Below are 19,904 nucleotides of genomic sequence, written 5' to 3' on the forward strand. Positions count from 1 at the left end.
GGAAAACTCTCGGAATCATCGCGCCTGCGGAGTCCGGCGTCAAGGCAGGGCCCCTCCGTTCGCCGCCCTGCACCTGTTGACGGCTGGCAGGGGCGTGCGAACCTGCTAGGGCGGTCTTTATGGACCAGGCGGACATTCTCATCCTCGGCGGCGGGCTGGTCGGCAGCGCGCTGGCGGTTGCGCTCGACGCGCATGGCATCAGTTCGATCGTGATCGATCCGGCGGACCCGGAAACCATCCTCGCCGCGAGCTTCGACGGCCGCGCCTCGGCGATCGCGAGCGCGCCGATGCGGATGTTCGAGGCGATCGGCGTCGCCGGGCGGCTGGCGGGGAAGGGGTGCCCGATCGAGGGCATCCGCGTCTCCGACGGGCTGGCGCCGGGCAAGCTCGACTTCGCGCCGGACGCCGATGACGGCGCGCTCGGCCATATGTTCGAGAACCGCGTGCTACGCACCGCGCTGTTCGAGGCGGCGCAGGCGGCGCCGCTGGCAGACGTGCGGATGCAGACGCGCGCAGTCTCGGTCGAACGCGGCCCGCACGGCGTGGTGGCGACGCTCGATTCGGGCGCGACGGTGCGTGCGCAGCTGCTGATCGCGGCGGAGGGACGCAATTCGCCCACCCGCGATTCGGCGGGCTTCAAGGTCGCGCGCTGGACCTATGACCATGCCGCGATGATCGCGACGCTGGGCCACGAGCGCAGCCACGAGAATATCGCCTTCGAGATCTTCTACCCCCAGGGCCCGTTCGCCATCTTGCCGCTGCTCGACGACGAAAACGGCCATCGCTCGGCGGTGGTGTGGACCGTCCATGCCCGCGACGCGGCGGCGATGCACAAGATCTCGGACCGCGCCTATCTGGCCGAGGCCGAGAAGAAGATGGGCGGATTTCTCGGCAAGCTGGGGCCGCTGTCGGCGCGCTCCTCCTATCCGCTGGGATTCCACCACGCCGCCTGGATCACCGCCGAGCGGCTGGCGCTGGTCGGCGACGCGGCGCACGGCATCCATCCGATCGCGGGGCAGGGCGTCAATGTCGGCTTCCGCGACGTGGCGACCTTGGTCGAGGTGCTGGTCGACGGCAAAAGGCTGGGGCTCGACATGGGCGATCCCGAGCTGCTCGCCCGCTACCAGCGCTGGCGTGGGCTCGACACCTTCATGGTTTCGCTGGCAACCGACGGGCTCACCCGGCTGTTCGGCATCCCCGGCGCGCTGCCCAATGCGGTGCGGCGCTTCGGCCTGTCGGCGGTGGACCGGATCCCGCCGCTCAAGTCCTGGTTCATGGGCGAGGCGCGCGGCGAGAGCGGCGACGTGCCCAAGCTGCTCCAGGGGATTACGGCGTAGGGCCACCCGCCGCGTCGACGATGGCACGGGCGGCGGCGAGGTCCTCGTCGTCGACCATCACCCGCACCGGGATCAGCAGATAGCTGCCGTCGGCGATGCTGGCGCCGGCGTCGAACACGAAGCTGGGGATGTCCTCATCCTCCAGCCGCCCCTGGACGATGAAGGCTTCCTGCCGGTTGAACCGGCCGAGTTCGACGAGTGCCATGCCGGCCTCCGATGATTGACGCGCATGGGGCATGCGCATAGCTTATCCGCATGAAGCACGATCCGATCGCGTCCGGCAAGCGCAAGGCGGTGAACCTGTCGCTCGACACGGGCGTGGTGGCTGCGGGGCGTGAAGTGGGCCTGAATCTCTCCCAGGTCTGCGAAGCCGCAATCCGCGCCGCCGCCAAGGCAGAGCGCGACCGGCGTTGGCAGGAAGAGAATCGCGAATGGGCCGAAGCCCATAACCGCTGGGTCGAAGAGAATGGATTGCCGCTCGAGCGCTATCGTCTGTTCTGATGGCGCAATTCGACGTGCATCGACTGGCGGGCGGTGGTCTGGTGATCGACTGCCAGGCCGATGGTCTCGCAACGATCGGTACGCGCTTCGTCATTCCGCTCGCGAAGCCTGGCGAAAGCGCCCCGACGACGCCGCGACTGCATCCGCAATTCGACGTGAACGGTGAGACGTGGGTGCTGATGACGGAATTCGCCGCCGCGATTCGCACCGCCGAGTTGCGCGAGCGGGTCGGATCGCTGGCCGAGGAGCGTTTCCGCATCCTCGGCGCGATCGACGTGCTTACCGGTAGCGGCTGATCACGCCGCCGTCCCGCCCACCGTCAGTCCTTCCACCAGCAGCGTCGGCTGACCGACACCGGCGGGGACCGACTGGCCCCCCTTGCCGCACATGCCAATGCCCTCGTCGAGCGCGAAGTCGTTGCCGATGCCGGTCACGCGGTGGAGCACGGTCGGCCCGTCGCCGATCAGCGTCGCGCCCTTGATCGGGGCGCCGAGCTTGCCGTTCTCGATGAGGTACGCCTCGGTGCACGAAAATACGAACTTGCCCGAGACAATGTCGACCTGCCCGCCGCCGAAGCTCTTGGCATAGATGCCCTTCTTCACGCGCGTGAGCAGCTCGGCGGGATCGTCCTTGCCGCCCTTCATGAAGGTGTTGGTCATCCGCGGCATCGGCGCGTGCTGGAACGACTCACGACGCCCGTTGCCGGTCGGCTCGACGCCCATCAGCCGGGCGTTGAGGCGGTCCTGCATATAGCCCTTGAGGATGCCGTCCTCGATCAGCACCGTCTCGCGCGTCGGCGTGCCTTCGTCGTCGATCGAGAGCGAGCCGCGGCGATCATGGATCGAGCCGTCGTCGACCACGGTCACGCCCGGTGCCGCGACGCGCTCGCCGATGCGGCCGGAAAAGGCGCTGGTGCCCTTGCGATTGAAATCGCCCTCCAGGCCATGGCCCACCGCCTCGTGCAGCAGCACGCCCGGCCAGCCGGGGCCGCACAGCACGGTCATGTCGCCTGCCGGCGCTGCAACGGCATCGAGATTGACCACCGCCTGCGCCAGCGCCTCGTCGATCGCACGGTTCCAGGTCTCGGGCTGGAACAGCCGGTCATAGACCACCCGCCTGCCGGTGCCGAAGCTGCCCGTCTCGCGGCGGCCATTCTGCTCGACCACGACGGAAACGTTGAGCCGCACCAGCGGCCGCACATCGGTGGCGACGAAGCCGTCGGCGCGCACCACTTCCACGACGCTCCACTGGCCGGTGAGGCTCACCGACACCTGCTTCACCCGCGGATCGCGCGCGCGGGCGGCGGCGTCGATCGTCTGGCACAAATTCACCTTGTCGGCGAAGGGCACCAGGTCGAGCGGATCCGCATCGGTGTAGAGGTGGCGGTTGTTGCCCTGCGGCGGCGGCGCCTTGCCCTGCTTGGCCGGATCGATCAGCGCCATCGTTTCGGCAGCGCGGCGGATCGCGGCGGCGCTGATCTCGTTGGCGTGCGCGAACGCCGTCGTCTCGCCCGAGACCGCGCGCAGGCCGAAGCCCGACTGCGTGTCATAGGCGGCGGTCTTCAGCCGGCCGTCGTCGAAGCCGAATGCTTCGGACTTGCGATATTGCAGATAGAGCTCGCCATCCTCGGCCTGGCCCAGCGCATCGGCGGTCAGGCGAACGGCAGCGTCGGGATCGAGCCCGTCGCGATAGAGGAAGGCGCGGGGATCGGTGGGAATGCTCATCCACCCGATATAGGAGGCGCGTGCGCAGAGTCACGCGCTCCCGCGACGATCAGATGCTGGCGCCTGCCGGATGATCGGGCAGCTGGCTCTGGTCGGCGCCGTCGGCGGGGCCGCCGATCAGCACGAAGCGGCGGTCGCAATAGCCGCAATCGACATAGCCGCTCTCGTCGATCTGAAGATAGACGCGCGGATGGCCGAGCGCTGCGGGCAGGCCGGGGCCGGTGCCGTCGCAGGCAACGCGGGCGTGGGCGGTACGGATGACTTCGGGCGGGGCGATCATGTCCCGCGCCTTAGCAAAGCGCGCGGGGGCTCGCAATCGGATGCGCAGGGTCTTAAAGCTGCGCCCCATGACCCAGGCTGCGATCGCGATCGACACTCTCTGCAAGACCTATTCCGGCGGCAAGCGCGCGCTGGACGGGGTGAGCTTCGAGGTGCCGCGCGGGCAGATCTTCGGCCTGCTCGGCCCCAATGGCGCCGGCAAGTCGACGCTGATCAACATCCTGGCGGGGCTGGTCAACAAGACCGACGGCAAGGTCTCGATCTGGGGCTTCGACATCGATGCGCACCCGCGCAATGCCAAGGCGAGCATCGGCATCGTCAACCAGGAGATCCTGTTCGATCCCTTCTTCACGCCCAAGGAGACGCTGGAGATCCAGGCGGGGCTGTACGGCGTGACCAAGGACAGGTTCGATGCGATGGCGCTGCTCCGCGCGGTGCATCTGGAAGACAAGGCCCATGCCTATTCGCGCACGCTTTCGGGCGGCATGAAGCGGCGGCTGATGGTCGCCAAGGCAATGGTCCATTCGCCGCCGATCATCGTGCTCGACGAGCCGACCGCGGGCGTCGACGTGGAACTGCGCCAGCAGCTCTGGGCCTATGTGAAGCAGCTCAACCAGCGCGGCGTCACGGTGGTGCTGACGACGCACTATCTGGAGGAAGCCGAGGAGCTGTGCGACCGCATCGCGATCATCAACCACGGCCAGCTGATCGCCAACAAGCCCACGCGCGAGCTGGTCGGCATGGCGCAGGAAAAGGTGGTCGAGGTGACGGTGGACCGCGACATCGCCGCGGCACCGGACAATGCCTGCTTCCAGAAGGTGGAGCTGAAGGGCGAGCGGGTGCTGGTGATCACCTATCGCAAGGATCAGGCGAACGCCGGCGAAGTGCTGGGCGCGGTGCAGGCGGCGGGGCTGGGGATCGTCGATGTGTCGACGCGCGAGGCGGATCTGGAGGATGTGTTCCTGAACCTGACGCGGGCGGCGTAGGGCTCAATCGACTGCGGGCGCTGAAAGCGGATCACTCGCCTTGTAGGTGATGTTTGCTCCCTTTGCAGAAGACAGCTGCTTGAAGACGCGCGCTTTCGAAGCGCGGGCGACGGATAGCTTGCCGGGTGCGACCCAGGCGACGCTCGTCCAGACCGCCCCACCGCCGGCATCAGCGGCGGCTCCATGGTCGCTATCGGCAACAAAGACATCGATCGCTGCGCTTGGAGAGTCACTAGCGCGACGAATGCTAACTACCGTTGCGTAATCGGACGTTGCGCCGCAGTTTCTGACAGACGTGACGGCGATACGATTGCTCCCCGGATCACGAGCGACATGCAACGTTTCCGAGGAGCAAAGCGAATCCCTGCCGCAACCGCTGGGAAGGATCAGCACGCCGCAAAGAAGAAGTCTCGTCTTCATAGGGTGCTCGCGTCGGTAGCAGCTATTGAGCCTTCGCCGATGATGCGCCCATCCCAGAGGTAGAAATGTCCAGCCTCCGCAAGCGCTGGCACCGCCTGTTCGGGGCTGAGGAATGCAAAGCCGATCCGTCGCCGTTCGCCCGGATGTAGCGGTTGGTCGCGCAGCAGGAGAAGCGAGTCCCATCCGGATATCGGTTGCTCCTTTGATACGATCAGGAGGCACCCGAAGCCCGGGAGGGCGGGGCCGGCCCTCCCGCCATTCGCGGTTTCGTACAGCCAGATATCCGCAACGAGGTGCGGCTCGGCGTCCCGCTGAACGTCAAGCTTGCTCACTGCCGATGCTTCACGAAGAAGCCCCACATCGCCTCGTTGTCCGCCACCCAGACGTGACCGGCGCCGTGCTTCACCCGGCCGGCCACCTCCGCGCCGCCCGAGCAGCGGCTGAATCGTTCCTCCTTCACGTCGGTCGAAACTTCGCGCTCCACCGGCCCAACACGGCACCCGTTCAGGTCCGCCCAGCGGGCCAGCGCGGTGTGCATCGTGTACTGCCAATAGCCCGCGCCGCCGCCCTGCACCGGGTTGGTGGTGTCGGCGTCGCCGGCGAAGGCCAGCACCGGCATCGGACGCGCGGGCGTGCAGGTCGCCGGATCGGGGACGCGGGGCAGGTCCTTGCGCGGATTGCCGGCGCGCAGGCCGACCACCGGCGCGATCGCGGCGAAGCGGTCCGCCGCGACGCAGCCGAGCCAGGAGGTCATCCGCCCGCCGCCCGAATAGCCCGTGGCGTAGATGCGCGCGCGATCCACGCAGCCCTTGGTCGCCAGCTGGTCGATCGCGGTCTGCACGAAGGCGACGTCGTCGGCGTCGGCCGGTCCGGGAACCTTGCCGGTCACCGTCGGCACGCCCGGGATGTTCCACACAAAACCGCCTTCCGCCGGGATGCCGCCATCGGGCGCGGCGAGAAGGAAGCCGTGGCGGTCCGCGGTCGCCTCCAGCTTCGACTGGGCGAGGATGTCGCGGCCCTTGCCGGTGCTGCCGTGGAACACGAACACCAAAGGCAGCCGGGCGGCGCTGCGACCGGCAGGCACATGCACCAGCATCGAGCGCCCGGTGCCTTCGATCGCCACCGGCACCGTCGTCCCCGCTGGCCCAAGCCGGCATGTCGCCGCCTGCGCCGAGCCGCTGCCGAACAGCGCCGCCACTCCGATCCACCAGCCTAACCGCATGCATCTCTCCTCTTCGCTAACCCCTATGGTCCAAGGGTAGGGATTGCGGAACCCGCCCCATGCGGGCTTAAAGCGCCGCAAAGGAGTGCCTCTTTGTCCGACACCACCCACCAAAGCGATGTCCTGGTCCTCGGTTCCGGCGCGGCGGGGCTCACCACCGCGCTCCATCTGGCCGACCGGTTCAAGGTGACGGTGCTGGCCAAGGGGGGCTTCGCCGAGGGCTCGACCGCCTGGGCGCAGGGCGGCATCGCCGCGGTGCTGGAAGACGGCGACACCTTCGAAAGCCATATCGAGGACACGATGGTCGCCGGTGCCGGCCTCAACGACCGCGCGACGGTGGAGATGGTGGTCGAGAACGCGCCCGCCGCGATCGAGCGGCTGGTGAAACTGGGCGTGCCGTTCAACACCGAGGGCAATGCGCTCCACCTCACCCGCGAGGGCGGCCACAGCCATCGGCGTATTGCCCATGTCGACGATGCCACCGGCCTCGCCGTGCAGACCGCTTTGCTCCGCGCCGCGCAGGCGCATCCGAACATCACGCTGGTGCCCGACATGGTGGTGATCGACCTCGCCACCAGCCGGCACGAACTCCGCTATTCGGGCGCGGGCAACGTCTGGGGCGTCTATGCCTTCAACCGCGCGACCAACCGCGTCGAGCTGTTCACCGCGCGCGCGACGGTGCTGGCGACGGGCGGGGCGGGGCGCACCTATCTCTTCTCCACCGCCCCGCGCGGCGCGACCGGCGACGGCATTGCGATGGCGTGGCGCGCGGGCTGCCGCATCTCGAACATGGAGATGATGCAGTTCCACCCGACCTGCCTCTACAATCTCGACGTCAAGAACTTCCTGATCACCGAGGCGGTGCGCGGCGAGGGCGGGCATCTGCTGCTGCCCCCCGATGCCGGCGAGGAAGCGGGCCACCGCTTCATGCCCGATTTCGATCCCCGGCTGGAGCTGGCCCCGCGCGACATCGTGGCGCGGGCGATCGACCATGAGATTAAGCGGCTCGGCCTCGACTATGTCCATCTCGACATCAGTCACATGGGTGCCGAATTCGTCCAGCACCATTTCCCGACCATCTACCACCGGCTGCTCGACCTCGACATCGACATGACCAAGGAGCCGATTCCCGTGGTCCCCGCCCAGCATTACACCTGTGGCGGCGTGGTGATCGATCGCGACGGGCGCACCGATCTGCCGGGCCTCTATGCGGCGGGCGAGGTAAGCCAGTCGGGCCTGCACGGGGCCAATCGCCTGGCGTCCAACTCGCTGCTCGAGTGCTTCGTGTTCGGCGAGGCGGTGGCGAATCACATCAGCGCGCATTGGGGCGATCTCGCGCCGCCGCCGGCGATCCGGCCCTGGGACGAAAGCCGCGTGACAGACTCCGACGAGGAAGTCGTCATCAAGCAGAACTGGACCGAGATCCGCCGGTTCATGTGGAACTATGTCGGCATCGTCCGGTCGACCAAGCGGCTGGAACGCGCCGCGCACCGCATCAAGCTGCTGCGCGAGGAAGTCGCCGACTATTACGGCCATTTCCGCGTTACGCCGGATCTGATCGAACTGCGCAATCTGCTCGAAAGCGCCGACCTGATCGTCCGCTCCGCGCTGCATCGCAAGGAAAGTCGCGGCCTGCACTATACGCTCGATTACCCGGACACGCTGGCGGAGGCGGTGGATACGGTGCTGGTGCCGTGATCGCGCGGCGGGCGGCCGCACATCTCGTCGCTCCCTCGACTCGGTTCGTCGTATTGCGGGAAGCCCGCGCTTTGCCCATCTTCGGTGCAGACGCATGATGGGAGTGGGCAAGAGGTTGGTTGCGGTGCGTAAAATGCGGTTCTCCAAGGTCGAGCGTGCGCTGACCGTCGCGGGACTAGGGCCGGCGGTGCTGCTGGGCTGCGCGGTGCACGAACGTCCCGAACTCGCCGCCTATCTGCCTGCCCCCAGTTACGGCGTGCTGCTGCCGATCCCGCCCGCCCATGCCGCGCCGCGCCCCGAAGTGCCCGCGCCGACAGGGCTGGTGAATCGCCTCGCCGATCTCGCCCATGGGTTCGAGGGCGTCGTCGGCATCGCGGTGACCAGCGTCGACCGCAACTGGACCGCGTCGCAAGGCGGCGCGCGCAAGCTGCCGCAGCAGAGCGTCTCGAAGCTGTGGGTGGCGATGACCGTGCTCGACCAGGTCGATCAGGGCCGCATCCGGCTCGAGGATCCGCTGGTCATCACCCGTGCCGATTTCACCTTGTTCCATCAGCCGGTCGCCTCGCTGGTCAAGGGCGACCAAGGCTATCACAGCACCGTGGGCGAAATCCTGCGCCGCGCGCTGACGATGAGCGACAATACCTGCAACGACAAGCTGCTGCGGCTGGTCGGCGGGCCGCCGGCGGTGCGCTCGTTCATCGCGCGCAACGCGCTGGGGCCGATCCGCTTCGGCCCGGGCGAGAAGCTGCTCCAGCTCGGCACCTCGGGGCTGCCCGCCTGGAAGCCCGAATATTCGATGGGCAACACCTTCGCCGTCGCGCGTGCCCAGCTGCCGCGCGCCACCCGCGTCGCCGCCTTCCAGTCCTATGTCGCCGACCCGCCCGATGGCGCGGCGCCGCTCGCCATCGCCGGCGCGCTCGCCCGGCTGAAGCGCGGCGAACTGCTCTCGCCCGTCTCCACGCAGTGGCTGATCGCGACGATGCAGGCCTCGCACACCGGCAAGTATCGCCTGCGCGGCGCGCTGCCGCCGGGGTGGCAGCTCGCCCACAAGACCGGCACCGGGCAGGATCTGTTCGGCCGCACGGCGGGCTATAACGACGTCGCGCTGCTCACCGCGCCGGACGGCCGTTCCTATGCGCTGGCGGTGATGATCGGCGATACGCCGCGGCCGATCAACGAGCGCCAGCTGCTGATGCAGGGCGTGGTGCGCGCGATCGTCGCCGAGCATCAGGCAGGCGTCTGAAAACAAGGGCCCGGCGGGATGACGCGGGGCCCGTGCGCTGCTATCTCCCGCTCGCATGCCCCACCTCTATCTCGTCGACGGCTCCAGCTATATCTTCCGCGCCTATCACCGGCTGCCGCCGCTGACGAACAAGCATGGCGAACCGGTGGGCGCGGTCTATGGCTACACCGCCATGCTGTGGAAGCTGGTCGATGCGCTGCACAAGGCCGACGGTCCCACCCATATGGCGGTGATTCTCGACAAGTCCGAGCACACCTTCCGCAACGATCTCTACGATCAGTACAAGGCACACCGGCCGCCGGCTCCGGAAGATCTGGTCCCCCAGTTCCCGATGATCCGCGACGCCACGCGCGCCTTCAGCCTGCCTTGCATTGAGGAACTGGGCTGGGAGGCCGATGATCTGATCGCCAGCTATACCAAGGCGGCGCTGGCGCAGGGCTGGGCGGTGACGATCGTCAGCTCCGACAAGGATCTGATGCAGCTGATGACCGATCCGTCCGTCGACATGCTCGATACGATGAACAACAAGCGCATGGGCCCGGACGACACGCGCGAGAAGTTCGGCGTCGGGCCCGAGAAGCTCGGCGAAGTGCTCGCGTTGATGGGCGACAGCGTCGACAATGTTCCCGGCGTGCCCGGCATCGGCCCCAAGACCGCCGCCAAGCTGATCCTGGAGCATGGCGATCTCGAATCGGTGCTCGCCGCCGCGCCCGACATGAAGAAGGGCAAGCTGCGCGACAATCTGATCGAGCATGCCGAGATGGCGCGGCTCAGCCACCAGCTCGTCACGCTCGCCTGCGACGTGCCGCTGCCCGAACCGCTCGACGCGCTGGAGCTGCAGGGCATCCCCGACGCGCCGCTGCGCGCGTTCCTGGAGCATCACGGCTTCAAGACATTGCTCTCTCGCCTGTCCTCTGTCGCCGATGCGCCGGTGGAGACACACGACGCGCCCGGCGTCGAGGAAGACCCGCCCTGCGCGCATGACGGCTATGAGACCGTCACCGATCTGACCGCGCTCGATCGCTGGATCACCGTCTCGCGCCATCAGGGCTGGGTGGCGATCGACACCGAGACGACCGGGCTCGACGCGACCCAGGCCGATCTCGTCGGGGTCAGCATGGCGCTGGCGCCCAACCTCGCCTGCTATATCCCGCTCGGCCATGGCGGCACCGACATGTTCGCCGAGAAGCCGGTGCAGATCGATCGGGCCAAGGCGCTCGCCCGATTGAAGCCGCTGCTGGAGGACCCCGCCGTTCTCAAGATCGGCCACAACCTGAAGTACGACATGATTGTGCTCGGCCGCGCGGGCATCCGCGTGGCGCCCTATGACGACACGATCGTGATGAGCTTCGATCTCGATGCCGGCCTGCACGGCCACGGCATGGACGAGCTCGCCGCCACCCATCTCGCGCACAGCTGCATCGCCTATAAGGACGTGGTCGGCACGGGGAAGAGCCAGCTCCATTTCGGCCAGGTCGATCTCAAGGCCGCGACACGCTACGCCGCCGAGGATGCCGACGTCACGCTGCGGCTGTGGCGGCGGCTCAAGCCGCGGCTCGCCTATGAGAGCGTGACCCGCGTCTATGAGAGCGTCGATCGCCCGCTCGTCACGGTGCTCGCCGAGATGGAGAGCACCGGCATCAAGGTCGATGCCGCGGTGCTTTCGAAGCTCTCGTCCGACTTTGCGCAGCAGATCGCGACCCTGGAGGAAGAGATCCACGCGATCGCGGGGTTCAAGTTCACCATCGGCAGCCCGAAGCAGCTCGGCGACGTGCTGTTCGACAAGATGGGGATCAAGGGCGGGCGCAAGGGCAAGTCGGGCGTCTATTCCACCGACGTCAACGAGCTGGAGCGCATCGCCGCCGATAAGGATTCGCCCGGCCGCGAGATGGTGCTCAAGGTGCTCGACTGGCGCCAGCTCTCCAAGCTCAAGTCCACCTATACCGATGCGCTGCAGGCGCAGATCAATCCGCAGACGGGCCGGGTCCACACCAGCTACAGCCTCACCGGCGCGCAGACCGGGCGGCTCTCCTCGACCGACCCGAATCTGCAGAACATTCCCGTTCGCACCGAAACCGGCCGCCAGATCCGCGACGCCTTCGTGGCCGAGCCGGGCAATGTCATCCTCTCGGCCGACTATTCGCAGATCGAGCTGCGTCTCGCCGCGCACATCGCCGACGTGCCGGCGCTGCGCACCGCGTTCGCGAACGGCGACGACATCCACAGCATGACCGCGATGGAGCTGTTCGGCGAAGTGAACCGCGATACCCGCGGTCGCGCCAAGACGATCAACTTCGCGATCCTCTACGGCATCTCGCGCTGGGGCCTGGCCGGTCGGCTCGACGTGACGCCGGACGAGGCACAGGCGATGATCAATCGCTATTTCGAGCGCTTCCCGGGCATCAATCGCTACATCGCCGACACGCTGCGCGAGGCGAAGGAGCGCGGCTACACCACCACCTTGTTCGGCCGGAAGACGCACTTCCCGAGGCTCAAGTCGCCCAATCCCAACGAGCGCGCCGGCAGCGAGCGTGCCGCGATCAACGCGCCGATCCAGGGCACCAGCGCCGACATCATCAAGCGTGCCATGGCCCGGATGGGGCCCGCGCTGCGCGAGGCGGGGCTGCACAACGTCCGCATGCTCCTCCAGGTGCACGACGAACTGGTGTTCGAGCTGCCCGAGGGCGATGTCGAGGCCGCCCGGCCGATCATCGAGCGGGTGATGGCCACCGCTGCCGAACCCGCGATCCGGCTGACCGTGCCGCTCGGCGTCGAAATCGGCGTCGGGCCCAGCTGGGGCGCCGCGCATTGAGCCAGGCAGAAGCGTCCAAGGACATCAACGCGCTCGCCAAGGGCGGGCGCACCAACATGCTTGGCTTCCTGATCCGGCTGGTCGCGCGGCTGCCCTTCCTGTTCATCGCCGGTCGCGCCTATGGGCCGGAGATTGTCGGTCGTTACGCCATTGTCGTGCTGGTGGTGGAATTCGTCGCGCTCGTCGCCACCCTGGGCCTCAAGCGCGGCCTCGCCCAGGCGCTGTCGAGCACCAGCCGCCCGCACACCCATGTCGTGTGGGATGCGATGATGGTGGCGCTGGTTGCCGGCCTGATCGCCAGCTTCGTGCTGATCCTTTTCCCCCAGGCGCTGTTTCCCAACAGCGCCGTAATGGGGCTGGAACGCTTCCTGCCGCTGGTGGTGATCGCGATCGCCCTGTCGGATGTGTCGCTGTCTGCGCTCGCCTATCGTCACAATATCGGCGCCTCGGTCACCGCGCGGGCGATCGTCGAGCCTTGGACGATCAGCATCGCCGCCTGGGCCTTCTCCTTCGTGTCGACGCGCGACGGGCTGCTGATGGCCTATGTCCTGTCGATGAGCGCGGCGCTGATCGCCTCGATCGTGCCGTTCGTGCGCGAATATGGCCTGCCGGTCGGCTGGCGGCCGCGGCTCGCGGAAATCTGGGGCCTTGCTCGGCTGAACGCCCCGCTCGCGGGCGCGGACGCGATCGAATGGGCGACGCGCAACGTCGATCGCTTCATCCTCGGCCTGCTCTTCGCGCCATCGGTGGTCGGCATCTATTACATGGCGCAGCAGGTCGCCTCGGTGCCGCAGCGGCTGAAATCGAGCTTCGATCCGATCCTCGGCCCGGTCATCACCCAAAGCCTGGCGGCTGGCGATCGGCCGGCGGTGGCGCGTCAGGTGCGCCAGGTCGGCTTCTGGATCCTGTGCGCGCAGGCCGGGCTGGCGGTGCTGTTCTCTGTTCCCGCCGAAGGGGTGATGGGCCTGCTCGGCCGCGAATTCGTGATCGGCGCCGGCGTGCTGTGCATCCTGCTGTTCGCCGAGGTGTTCGCTTCGCCCGGCGCAGTCTGCGAAACCGCTTTGGTCTATATCGCCCGGCACACCAATCTGATGATCTCGGTCGGCGTGCTGCTGCTCCAGATCGGCCTCAGCTTCGCACTGATTGTCGTCGCGCGTGGCCAGGGCTGGTCGGTGCCGATCCAGTCGGCGGCGCCGGCGGTGGCGCTGGCGCTGGCGCTGACGATCGGATCGGTGGCCAAGGGCTTGCTGCTGCAGGCCAAGCTCGGCGCGCCGGTGGTGACCATCCGTCCGAGCTTCTTCGCGGCGATCGCGATCGCCGGGCTGGTCGGCGCGGCCTTCATGTCGTTGCCGCACCACTATGAATGGGCGGAAATGACCTTCGGCATGCCGGCCATGGTGGCGACATTCCTCTACGTCATCATCCGCTTCGGCTTCGGCCCCGAAGACCGCGCGCTGTTCCGCAAGGTGCCGCGCGCCGAGGCGGTCGCGGCGGAAGCGGCCTGAGCGTTTCCCCCCGGCAGCGCTGGGTAAGGGCCCCCATTCGGCGCGACGCGTGTAGGGGCAGGCGGTACTGGCGCCTGACGGCAGCCACTCCCAATTCGGGCGAAAGCCGCAATCCTTGGGGTCTCCATATCGGCGCCTGCTCGCAGCGAAAGGCAAATGGAACCCGGCGGCGCCGGGAGGGCGGCGGAGAGCGGAGCGCACCAACCTTGTTCCGCCCCCGCTGATCCCCATATGTTCTTCTTCGCTCTTTGAACCCGTGAGCCACCCTGTCGCGCGCGTTCCGCACACGCGCGATATCCCGAACTGCACCCCCGCACGATCGCGCGAGAGCCTAAACTTCCTAAACTTAAGCTCGGCCGAAAACTGCGCAGGCGCCTAAACTTCGTAAACTTAGGCTCGGCCAAAAACCGCACACGAACCTAAACTTCCTAAACTTAAGGCTGCACGCCGCGCCCATCAGAGGCGCGGCGCCCGCTGCCTTAATGCCGGAAGTGGCGCATGCCGGTGAACACCATCGCCAGCCCTGCTTCGTCGGCCGCGGCAATGACTTCGTCGTCGCGGATCGAGCCGCCCGGCTGGATCACCGCGGTCGCGCCGGCTTCTACTGCCGCCAGCAGGCCGTCGGCGAAGGGGAAGAAGGCGTCCGACGCCACCGCCGAGCCGATCGTGCGCGGCGTGGCCCAGCCGGCCTTGTCCGCTGCGTCCTTCGCCTTCCACGCCGCGATGCGGGCGCTTTCCAGGCGATTCATCTGGCCGGCGCCGACGCCTGCCGTGCTGCCGTCCTTGGCATAGACGATCGCGTTCGACTTGACGTGCTTGGCCACCGTCCAGGCGAACAGGCAGTCGGCCAGTTCCTGCTCGGTCGGCTGGCGCTTGGTGACGACCTTGAGCTGGTCGCGCGTGACGATGCCGTTGTCGCGGCCCTGGACCAGCCAGCCGCCGGCGATCGACTTGGCGAACAAACCTGCACGAGCGGGGTCCGGCAGTTCGCCGGTCAGCAGCAGGCGGAGATTCTTCTTCGCCGCGAACAGCGCCAGCGCTTCCTCGTCGGCGTCGGGCGCCACCACCACTTCGGTGAAGATGCCGGTGATCTGCTCGGCGGTCGCGCGGTCGAGCGGGCGGTTCACCGCGATGATGCCGCCGAACGCCGAGACGGTGTCGCAGGCGAACGCCGCCGCATAGGCCTCGGCGAGGGTCGCGCTGCTCGCCACGCCGCAGGGATTGGCGTGCTTCACGATCACCGCGGTCGGCGGGCCGTCGCGGAATTCGCTGACCAGCTCGAGCGCCGCATCGGCGTCGTTATAGTTGTTGTAGCTCAGCTCCTTGCCCTGCACCTGCCGGGCCTGGCCGATGCCGCGCGCCGACGCACCGGTCGCAGCGTAGAAGGCCGCCTGCTGGTGCGGGTTCTCGCCATAGCGCAGCGCCTGTCCGCGGTTGAGCGAGATATTGAGCGTTTCCGGGAAGGCTTCGCCCTGGTCGGCGAAGGCGAACCAGCTGGAGATCATCGCGTCATACGCCGCGGTGGCGGCATAGGCCTTGGCGGCGAATTTGCGGCGCTGCTCCAGCGTCGTCGTGCCGCCCATCACCAGTGCATAGTCCGCCGGGTCGGTGACGATCGCCACCGATTCATGGTTCTTGGCGGCCGAGCGGACCATCGACGGGCCGCCGATGTCGATATTCTCGATGATCTCGTCCCGGTCGGCACCCTTGGCGACGGTCTGGGCGAAGGGATAGAGGTTCACCACGACGAGATCGATCGGTGCGATCTCGTGCTCGGCCATCGATGCCTGATGCTCGGGATTGGTGCGCACCGAGAGCAGGCCGCCATGCACCTTGGGATGCAGCGTCTTCACCCGGCCGTCCATCATCTCGGGGAAGCCGGTCAGGTCCGAGATGTCGCGGACTTCCAGTCCGGCATTACGCAGGGCGGTAGCGGTGCCGCCGGTCGAGACGAGCTCGACGCCCTGGGCGGCCAGAGCCTGGCCGAGTTCGACGATCCCGGTCTTGTCGGAGACCGAGAGGAGTGCGCGGGTGATCTTGATGTCCATGGCCCGCCCCTCTCCCGGATCAGGCCGCGCGGGGCAAGCCCTATTTGGAGCGCCTATTTCGAACGGTGGAACACCCAGGTCAGGCTGGCGCCGCCCGCCGGAGTCTCGCCCTGGATCACCAACTGCTGCGTGGCGTGCGGACGGCCCCGCGCGTCGATCCACAGGCTTTCCTCGATGCTGAGCGTGCCGCCCCTGGCGCGGAACTGCCAGAGCATGCCCGAGGCAGTGCGCAGGATCGCGCCATGCCCGTCGGCGGTGGGCGATACCTCCACTTGCGGGGCAAGGTGGAAGCGCAGCGCGAAGGGCTTGGAGTCGATGCGTCGCTTGCCGGAGGGCAGCAGCAGATCCTCGCCGCGCAGGTCGCGCCCGTCGTGGGAGAGGGTGAGTTCGCGGCGGTGGAGCAGCCCGAAGCGGCGGACATAGCCGTCATGCGCCGCCTCGATCCGGCTGGCATGCTCGGTTTCCTGCCGGACCAACTCGACCTCGCTTACGCCGCGGCCGAGCGTGCCATCGGCATGGATCGCAGTGGAGTTACTGTCGCCCAGCACCAGCGTAGAATGCGCGGCGGTGGTGCGCAGGCCCTGCACCAGTTCGGCGGGAAGCCGCGCATCGGCGGCGCGGCTGCCGCCGCAATTGACGATGATCCGGTCTGCGCCGTCCGAAAGTTCGAAAGCGAGCGTGGAAGCGCAACCGGTCTGGGCTACCCTGGCGTCGGGCGGCGGCGCAGCGTCGAGGATCAGTACCGTGCCGGCCGAGGCGAGGCGCTGATAGCCCCACTCTCGCGCCTGTTTGAGCGGGCGTGTGCGGACACCGGTCGCCTCGATCGCCTGCTCGATCCACTCGCCGCTGACGGGCGCGCAGCCCTGCCAGCTGGCCAGCCCCCCATCCCCGTGGCACACGCCGAGCAGCGCCGCGACCATCCGGTTGAGCGCGCCGAGCACGAAGGCGGGCGGCTCGATGCGACGGGCGGCATAGGTTTCGCAAAGCAGGGTGAGCAGCTGGATCGCGTCGAGCTGGCCATCCGGCGAGCGGCCGACCGTGCCGCCATCCTCATGGACCGAGGCGGTGATCGCGCGGTTCAGCCCCGCCTCGGCAAAGGCGCGGCGCGGATCGCCGCCGGGCAGCACCAGCCCCGCGACGGTCAGGCCTGCCCAGGCCGCCAGCCGGGGGACGCCCGCCGGCACCTTGTCGGCACTGCGGTCGAGATGGCGGGCACCGCGCGCCAGCGCGTGCATCACGCCCGAGCGATAGACCTGGTCGGTGGAGGAGAGGATGAGCGGCGCATGCGCCACCCAGGCGAGGATGCGCCGGCCGACCAGATCGGGGCGCCAGGCCGGGTCCGCGACCTGCTCGCCATGCACCTTCAGCCAGCGGCGCATGATGTCCTCGGCGATCGGCGCGCCCTGCTGGCGGGTGGGGACGCTGGACAGGTCGCGCAGCCAGGCGAAACCCTGGAGATGCTGGGTGAAGGCGGGCGACCAATCGGGCTTGGCGAAGTCGAGCGTCTCGATCACGCGAACCTCGCCGCACAGCTGCAGCTCGCCGTCGAGCAGCGCATTGCCACGCCGCGGGTCGCCAAAAAAGGGATCGTCGGCGACGGTTAGCAGCTTGAGCGGATGCCGCCCCTTCAGCCGCATGGCATAGAAAGGCGAGCGCCAGGCGAGACGCTGGAAGCGATCGGCGATCCGGTCGGCCAATGACAGGCCCCGATCGCCGCCTACCCGGATCAGCCGCTTGCCTTCCTCGACTCCGTCGGCGGCGGAGTCCGGCGTCGGATCGGTCAAGCCCCTCGGAGGCCTGCGATATTGGCGGCGTACTGGCTTGGCCCGCCGGTGAAGGTCGCGGTGCCAGCTACCAGCGCATCTGCACCGGCAGCGATCACCCGGGGCGCAGTCTCGCGGTCGACGCCGCCATCCACCTCCAGATCGATTGCCCGGCCGCTCGCTTCGATGCGGCGGCGCAGCTCGGTGATCTTGGGCAGCTGGCTCTCGATGAACTTTTGGCCGCCAAAACCGGGATTGACGCTCATCACCAGGATCAGATCGACCATGTCCATCACATGGTCGATCACGTCGACCGGCGTCGCCGGGTTGAGCACTACGCCGGCGCGTTTGCCCAGCGCCTTGATCGTCTGGAGCGTGCGGTGGAGGTGAGGACCGGCTTCCGGATGGACCGAGATCGTGTCCGCGCCGGCCTCGGCGAAAGCGGCGAGCATCGGATCCACCGGCGCGATCATCAGGTGGACGTCGAACGGTTTGGCGGTGTGCGGGCGCAGCGCCTTAATCACCGCGGGACCGATGGTGATGTTCGGCACGAAATGCCCGTCCATCACATCGACATGGATCCAGTCGGCGCCGGCGGCGTCGATGGCGCGGATCTCCTCGCCGAGCCGTGAAAAATCGGCCGAGAGGATCGAAGGGGCGATGCGGACGGACATGGTCGTCTCCTAGGCAAGGGGCGAGTCGGGCGCAACCGGAGGGGACGGGGACCCACGGGTTGCGCACCAATTCTCCACAGATTTATCCACAGCTTGCTGCGCGACGGGGACGAAGGGCCCCGGACGTGCGATCAGCGACGGCGGAAGCGGGAGATGAAGAAGCCGTCGAGCCCGCCTTGCTCCGCCAGCATGCCCGGCAGGACGCGCACCGAACCGTCCTCGCGGGGCGAAATACCCGCCGGAAGCTCGTCGGCGGTGGCCGGCACCAGCGCGAAATCGGGATGGGCGGCGAGGAAGGGCGCGAGGTGGGCTTCGCCTTCCTTGGGCTCCAGCGAGCAGGTGGCGAAGACCAATGTCCCGCTTGGCTTTACCCAGGCGGCGGCGCGGTCGAGCAGCTTGGCCTGGAGCTCCGCCATCTCGGCGATCAGCGCGGGGCGGACGCGGTGGAGCACGTCCGGGTGACGGCGGAAGATCCCGGTGGCGCTGCACGGCGCGTCGAGCAGCACCGCGTCGACCGGGGCGGCGGGGCTCCAGCTCAGCAGATCGGCGGTGACGATCTGTGCCGTCAGGCCAGTGCGCTCCAGATTTTCGCGGAGGCGTGCGAGGCGGTTCTCGGCAACATCCACGGCCGTCACTTGCCAGCCGGCGGCGGCGAGCTGGAGCGTCTTGCCGCCGGGGGCGGCGCAGAGGTCCAGCACGGTGCCGGTGCCCGCACCGATCAGCCGGGCGGGGATCGAGGCGGCGAGGTCCTGCACCCACCAGTCGCCCTCGGCGAAGCCGGGCAGCTCGGGAACGCTGGTGCCGGGTTCGAGCCGGGCGTGGCGCGGGGCAAGGCTGGTCGCGCTGGGGACCGTCACCGCATCGCTCTTCAGGCTCAGGTCGAGCGGGGGCGGGGAGGCGATCGCCTCGCAGGCTGCCTGTACCATCGCATCGCCCCAATGCGCCTGCCAGCGCAGCGCCACCGGATCGGGGAGCATCGGCACGTCGGGCAGCGTGGCATTGCCGCGCATCAGCGTGCCGAACACGCCGTGTACGAGCTTGCGCGGGCCGCCATCCACCAGCGGCAGAACGGTCGAGATCGCAGCATGGCCCGGCGTGCCGAGCGCGATTGCCTGGACCAGCGCGATCCGCAGCGCGAACCGGGCCTTGGCGTCGTCGGGCAGGCGCTGGCGGGTGGCGGAATCGATGAGCGCGTCTAGATCGGGGAGGCGGCGCAGCGCCTCGGCGGCGATGGCGTGGGCGAGGCCGCGGTCGTTCGGCGCCAAGCCTTGCGCGGCGGAGTCGAGGGCCTGTTCGAGTGCGAGACCGCGGCGTAGCACCGCATCGAGCAGCTTCAGCGCCGCGCGGCGGGCGGGGACGCCGGGAGCATCGGGTTCGGCGCCGGCCGGGCGGCGGGTGTTCGGACGGGCCATGATCAGCGCGCTCCCATCGAAACTTCTACTCGTACCTGCGCTACCCAAGGGTTCACTTGACCATGCTCCTTCGGCCGCCGACATGGGCCGGGCAACCAAGGAAGGCAACCCGATGGGCAAGCGACCCGAGCATGTGAAGCCGCCGGCATATCTTTCGAAGAGCCCCCCCGTGCCCCAGCCCGAACCGATGCAGCGGCCCGAAAAGGACCCGTTGGAGAAGGACCCGGTGCGCTATGGCGACTGGGAATTGAAGGGCATTGCGATCGACTTCTGACATCTG

General features: G+C 68.2%; 18 protein-coding genes. 9 read left to right on the forward strand and 9 right to left on the reverse strand.

The window, feature by feature from the left end; genetic code table 11:
• The first annotated feature begins 119 nt into the window (after window positions 1-119).
• A complete protein-coding gene (locus B215_RS0108115; RefSeq protein ID WP_019369145.1) occupies window positions 120-1,337 on the forward strand; it encodes a UbiH/UbiF/VisC/COQ6 family ubiquinone biosynthesis hydroxylase in 1,218 nt (405 codons plus the stop codon).
• On the opposite strand, the gene B215_RS0108120 is transcribed toward B215_RS0108115, so the two are convergent.
• Complete coding sequence (locus B215_RS0108120; RefSeq protein WP_026009079.1) at window positions 1,327-1,542, reverse strand: putative signal transducing protein; 216 nt, start codon at window positions 1,540-1,542, stop codon at window positions 1,327-1,329. The genes B215_RS0108115 and B215_RS0108120 overlap by 11 nt on opposite strands.
• 50 nt (window positions 1,543-1,592) lie before the next feature.
• On the opposite strand from B215_RS0108120, the gene B215_RS0108125 reads away from it, so the two are divergent.
• A complete protein-coding gene (locus tag B215_RS0108125; protein WP_010542665.1) occupies window positions 1,593-1,838 on the forward strand; it encodes a type II toxin-antitoxin system CcdA family antitoxin in 246 nt (81 codons plus the stop codon).
• Complete coding sequence (locus B215_RS0108130) at window positions 1,838-2,134, forward strand: CcdB family protein (protein ID WP_019369147.1); 297 nt, start codon at window positions 1,838-1,840, stop codon at window positions 2,132-2,134. The genes B215_RS0108125 and B215_RS0108130 overlap by 1 nt, the downstream gene beginning before the upstream one ends.
• Here B215_RS0108130 and tldD read toward each other — a convergent pair whose 3' ends face one another.
• Window positions 2,135-3,562: a metalloprotease TldD gene (tldD, locus tag B215_RS0108135; RefSeq protein WP_019369148.1), complete on the reverse strand. Its 1,428-nt coding sequence runs from the start codon at window positions 3,560-3,562 to the stop codon at window positions 2,135-2,137.
• Between the two features lie 49 nt (window positions 3,563-3,611).
• Window positions 3,612-3,842: a zinc-finger domain-containing protein gene (locus tag B215_RS0108140; RefSeq protein WP_019369149.1), complete on the reverse strand. Its 231-nt coding sequence runs from the start codon at window positions 3,840-3,842 to the stop codon at window positions 3,612-3,614.
• Between the two features lie 67 nt (window positions 3,843-3,909).
• On the opposite strand from B215_RS0108140, the gene B215_RS0108145 reads away from it, so the two are divergent.
• On the forward strand, window positions 3,910-4,827 hold the full coding sequence (locus tag B215_RS0108145) for an ABC transporter ATP-binding protein (protein ID WP_019369150.1): 918 nt from the start codon (window positions 3,910-3,912) through the stop codon (window positions 4,825-4,827).
• A 3-nt stretch (window positions 4,828-4,830) separates the two neighbouring features.
• Here the strand turns inward: B215_RS0108145 and B215_RS21295 are convergent, their stop codons facing one another.
• Entirely contained in the window at window positions 4,831-5,247 is a 417-nt protein-coding gene (locus tag B215_RS21295) for a hypothetical protein (protein WP_152997766.1), read from the reverse strand.
• A 328-nt stretch (window positions 5,248-5,575) separates the two neighbouring features.
• Window positions 5,576-6,469, reverse strand: coding sequence for an alpha/beta hydrolase family esterase (locus B215_RS0108155; protein WP_026009080.1), 894 nt, complete (start codon window positions 6,467-6,469; stop codon window positions 5,576-5,578).
• Between the two features lie 93 nt (window positions 6,470-6,562).
• Here B215_RS0108155 and nadB point away from each other — a divergent pair, with 93 nt between their 5' ends.
• From nadB to B215_RS0108175, 4 genes are all read left to right on the forward strand, one after another.
• The gene (nadB, locus tag B215_RS0108160) at window positions 6,563-8,167 is read left to right on the forward strand and encodes an L-aspartate oxidase (RefSeq protein ID WP_019369153.1); all 1,605 of its coding nucleotides are present in this window, start codon (window positions 6,563-6,565) and stop codon (window positions 8,165-8,167) included.
• A gap of 133 nt (window positions 8,168-8,300) precedes the next feature.
• Entirely contained in the window at window positions 8,301-9,410 is a 1,110-nt protein-coding gene (locus B215_RS0108165) for a serine hydrolase (RefSeq protein ID WP_019369154.1), read from the forward strand.
• Window positions 9,411-9,465: 55 nt separating this feature from the next.
• Window positions 9,466-12,222 (forward strand): DNA polymerase I, encoded by a 2,757-nt coding sequence (gene polA / locus B215_RS0108170; RefSeq protein WP_019369155.1) that lies wholly within the window; start codon window positions 9,466-9,468, stop codon window positions 12,220-12,222.
• A 56-nt stretch (window positions 12,223-12,278) separates the two neighbouring features.
• Window positions 12,279-13,727: a lipopolysaccharide biosynthesis protein gene (locus B215_RS0108175; RefSeq protein WP_082664423.1), complete on the forward strand. Its 1,449-nt coding sequence runs from the start codon at window positions 12,279-12,281 to the stop codon at window positions 13,725-13,727.
• A gap of 479 nt (window positions 13,728-14,206) precedes the next feature.
• Here the strand turns inward: B215_RS0108175 and purH are convergent, their stop codons facing one another.
• The 4 genes from purH to B215_RS0108195 form a co-directional block, all read right to left on the reverse strand.
• A complete protein-coding gene (gene purH / locus B215_RS0108180; protein WP_019369157.1) occupies window positions 14,207-15,775 on the reverse strand; it encodes a bifunctional phosphoribosylaminoimidazolecarboxamide formyltransferase/IMP cyclohydrolase in 1,569 nt (522 codons plus the stop codon).
• A 53-nt stretch (window positions 15,776-15,828) separates the two neighbouring features.
• Window positions 15,829-17,559 carry a heparinase II/III family protein gene (locus B215_RS0108185; RefSeq protein WP_019369158.1) on the reverse strand — a complete coding sequence of 577 codons (1,731 nt, stop codon included), beginning with the start codon at window positions 17,557-17,559 and terminating at the stop codon, window positions 15,829-15,831.
• Window positions 17,556-18,212 carry a ribulose-phosphate 3-epimerase gene (rpe, locus tag B215_RS0108190; RefSeq protein ID WP_019369159.1) on the reverse strand — a complete coding sequence of 219 codons (657 nt, stop codon included), beginning with the start codon at window positions 18,210-18,212 and terminating at the stop codon, window positions 17,556-17,558. Before rpe ends, B215_RS0108185 begins: the two co-directional genes overlap by 4 nt.
• A gap of 131 nt (window positions 18,213-18,343) precedes the next feature.
• On the reverse strand, window positions 18,344-19,624 hold the full coding sequence (locus tag B215_RS0108195; RefSeq protein WP_019369160.1) for an RsmB/NOP family class I SAM-dependent RNA methyltransferase: 1,281 nt from the start codon (window positions 19,622-19,624) through the stop codon (window positions 18,344-18,346).
• A 112-nt stretch (window positions 19,625-19,736) separates the two neighbouring features.
• Here B215_RS0108195 and B215_RS19785 point away from each other — a divergent pair, with 112 nt between their 5' ends.
• Window positions 19,737-19,898, forward strand: coding sequence for a DUF1674 domain-containing protein (locus B215_RS19785; RefSeq protein ID WP_082664422.1), 162 nt, complete (start codon window positions 19,737-19,739; stop codon window positions 19,896-19,898).
• Window positions 19,899-19,904 lie beyond the last annotated feature (6 nt).

The sequence above is a fragment of the Sphingomonas sp. ATCC 31555 genome, from assembly GCF_000282895.1.
In the GTDB taxonomy this organism is placed as follows: domain Bacteria; phylum Pseudomonadota; class Alphaproteobacteria; order Sphingomonadales; family Sphingomonadaceae; genus Sphingomonas.

Excerpts from the sequence above, each read along its gene's own strand:
- B215_RS0108130 (WP_019369147.1), top strand. The coding sequence starts at position 1,838 with ATGGCGCAATTCGACGTGCATCGACTGGCGGGCGGTGGTCTGGTGATC.
- B215_RS0108115 (WP_019369145.1), top strand. The coding sequence starts at position 120 with ATGGACCAGGCGGACATTCTCATCCTCGGCGGCGGGCTGGTCGGCAGC.
- purH (WP_019369157.1), bottom strand. The coding sequence starts at position 15,775 with ATGGACATCAAGATCACCCGCGCACTCCTCTCGGTCTCCGACAAGACC.
- tldD (WP_019369148.1), bottom strand. The coding sequence starts at position 3,562 with ATGAGCATTCCCACCGATCCCCGCGCCTTCCTCTATCGCGACGGGCTC.
- polA (WP_019369155.1), top strand. The coding sequence starts at position 9,466 with ATGCCCCACCTCTATCTCGTCGACGGCTCCAGCTATATCTTCCGCGCC.
- rpe (WP_019369159.1), bottom strand. The coding sequence starts at position 18,212 with ATGTCCGTCCGCATCGCCCCTTCGATCCTCTCGGCCGATTTTTCACGG.
- B215_RS0108120 (WP_026009079.1), bottom strand. The coding sequence starts at position 1,542 with ATGGCACTCGTCGAACTCGGCCGGTTCAACCGGCAGGAAGCCTTCATC.
- B215_RS0108195 (WP_019369160.1), bottom strand. The coding sequence starts at position 19,624 with ATGGCCCGTCCGAACACCCGCCGCCCGGCCGGCGCCGAACCCGATGCT.
- B215_RS0108125 (WP_010542665.1), top strand. The coding sequence starts at position 1,593 with ATGAAGCACGATCCGATCGCGTCCGGCAAGCGCAAGGCGGTGAACCTG.
- B215_RS21295 (WP_152997766.1), bottom strand. The coding sequence starts at position 5,247 with ATGAAGACGAGACTTCTTCTTTGCGGCGTGCTGATCCTTCCCAGCGGT.
- B215_RS0108155 (WP_026009080.1), bottom strand. The coding sequence starts at position 6,469 with ATGCGGTTAGGCTGGTGGATCGGAGTGGCGGCGCTGTTCGGCAGCGGC.
- B215_RS0108165 (WP_019369154.1), top strand. The coding sequence starts at position 8,301 with ATGCGGTTCTCCAAGGTCGAGCGTGCGCTGACCGTCGCGGGACTAGGG.
- B215_RS19785 (WP_082664422.1), top strand. The coding sequence starts at position 19,737 with ATGGGCAAGCGACCCGAGCATGTGAAGCCGCCGGCATATCTTTCGAAG.
- B215_RS0108175 (WP_082664423.1), top strand. The coding sequence starts at position 12,279 with ATGCTTGGCTTCCTGATCCGGCTGGTCGCGCGGCTGCCCTTCCTGTTC.
- B215_RS0108140 (WP_019369149.1), bottom strand. The coding sequence starts at position 3,842 with ATGATCGCCCCGCCCGAAGTCATCCGTACCGCCCACGCCCGCGTTGCC.
- B215_RS0108145 (WP_019369150.1), top strand. The coding sequence starts at position 3,910 with ATGACCCAGGCTGCGATCGCGATCGACACTCTCTGCAAGACCTATTCC.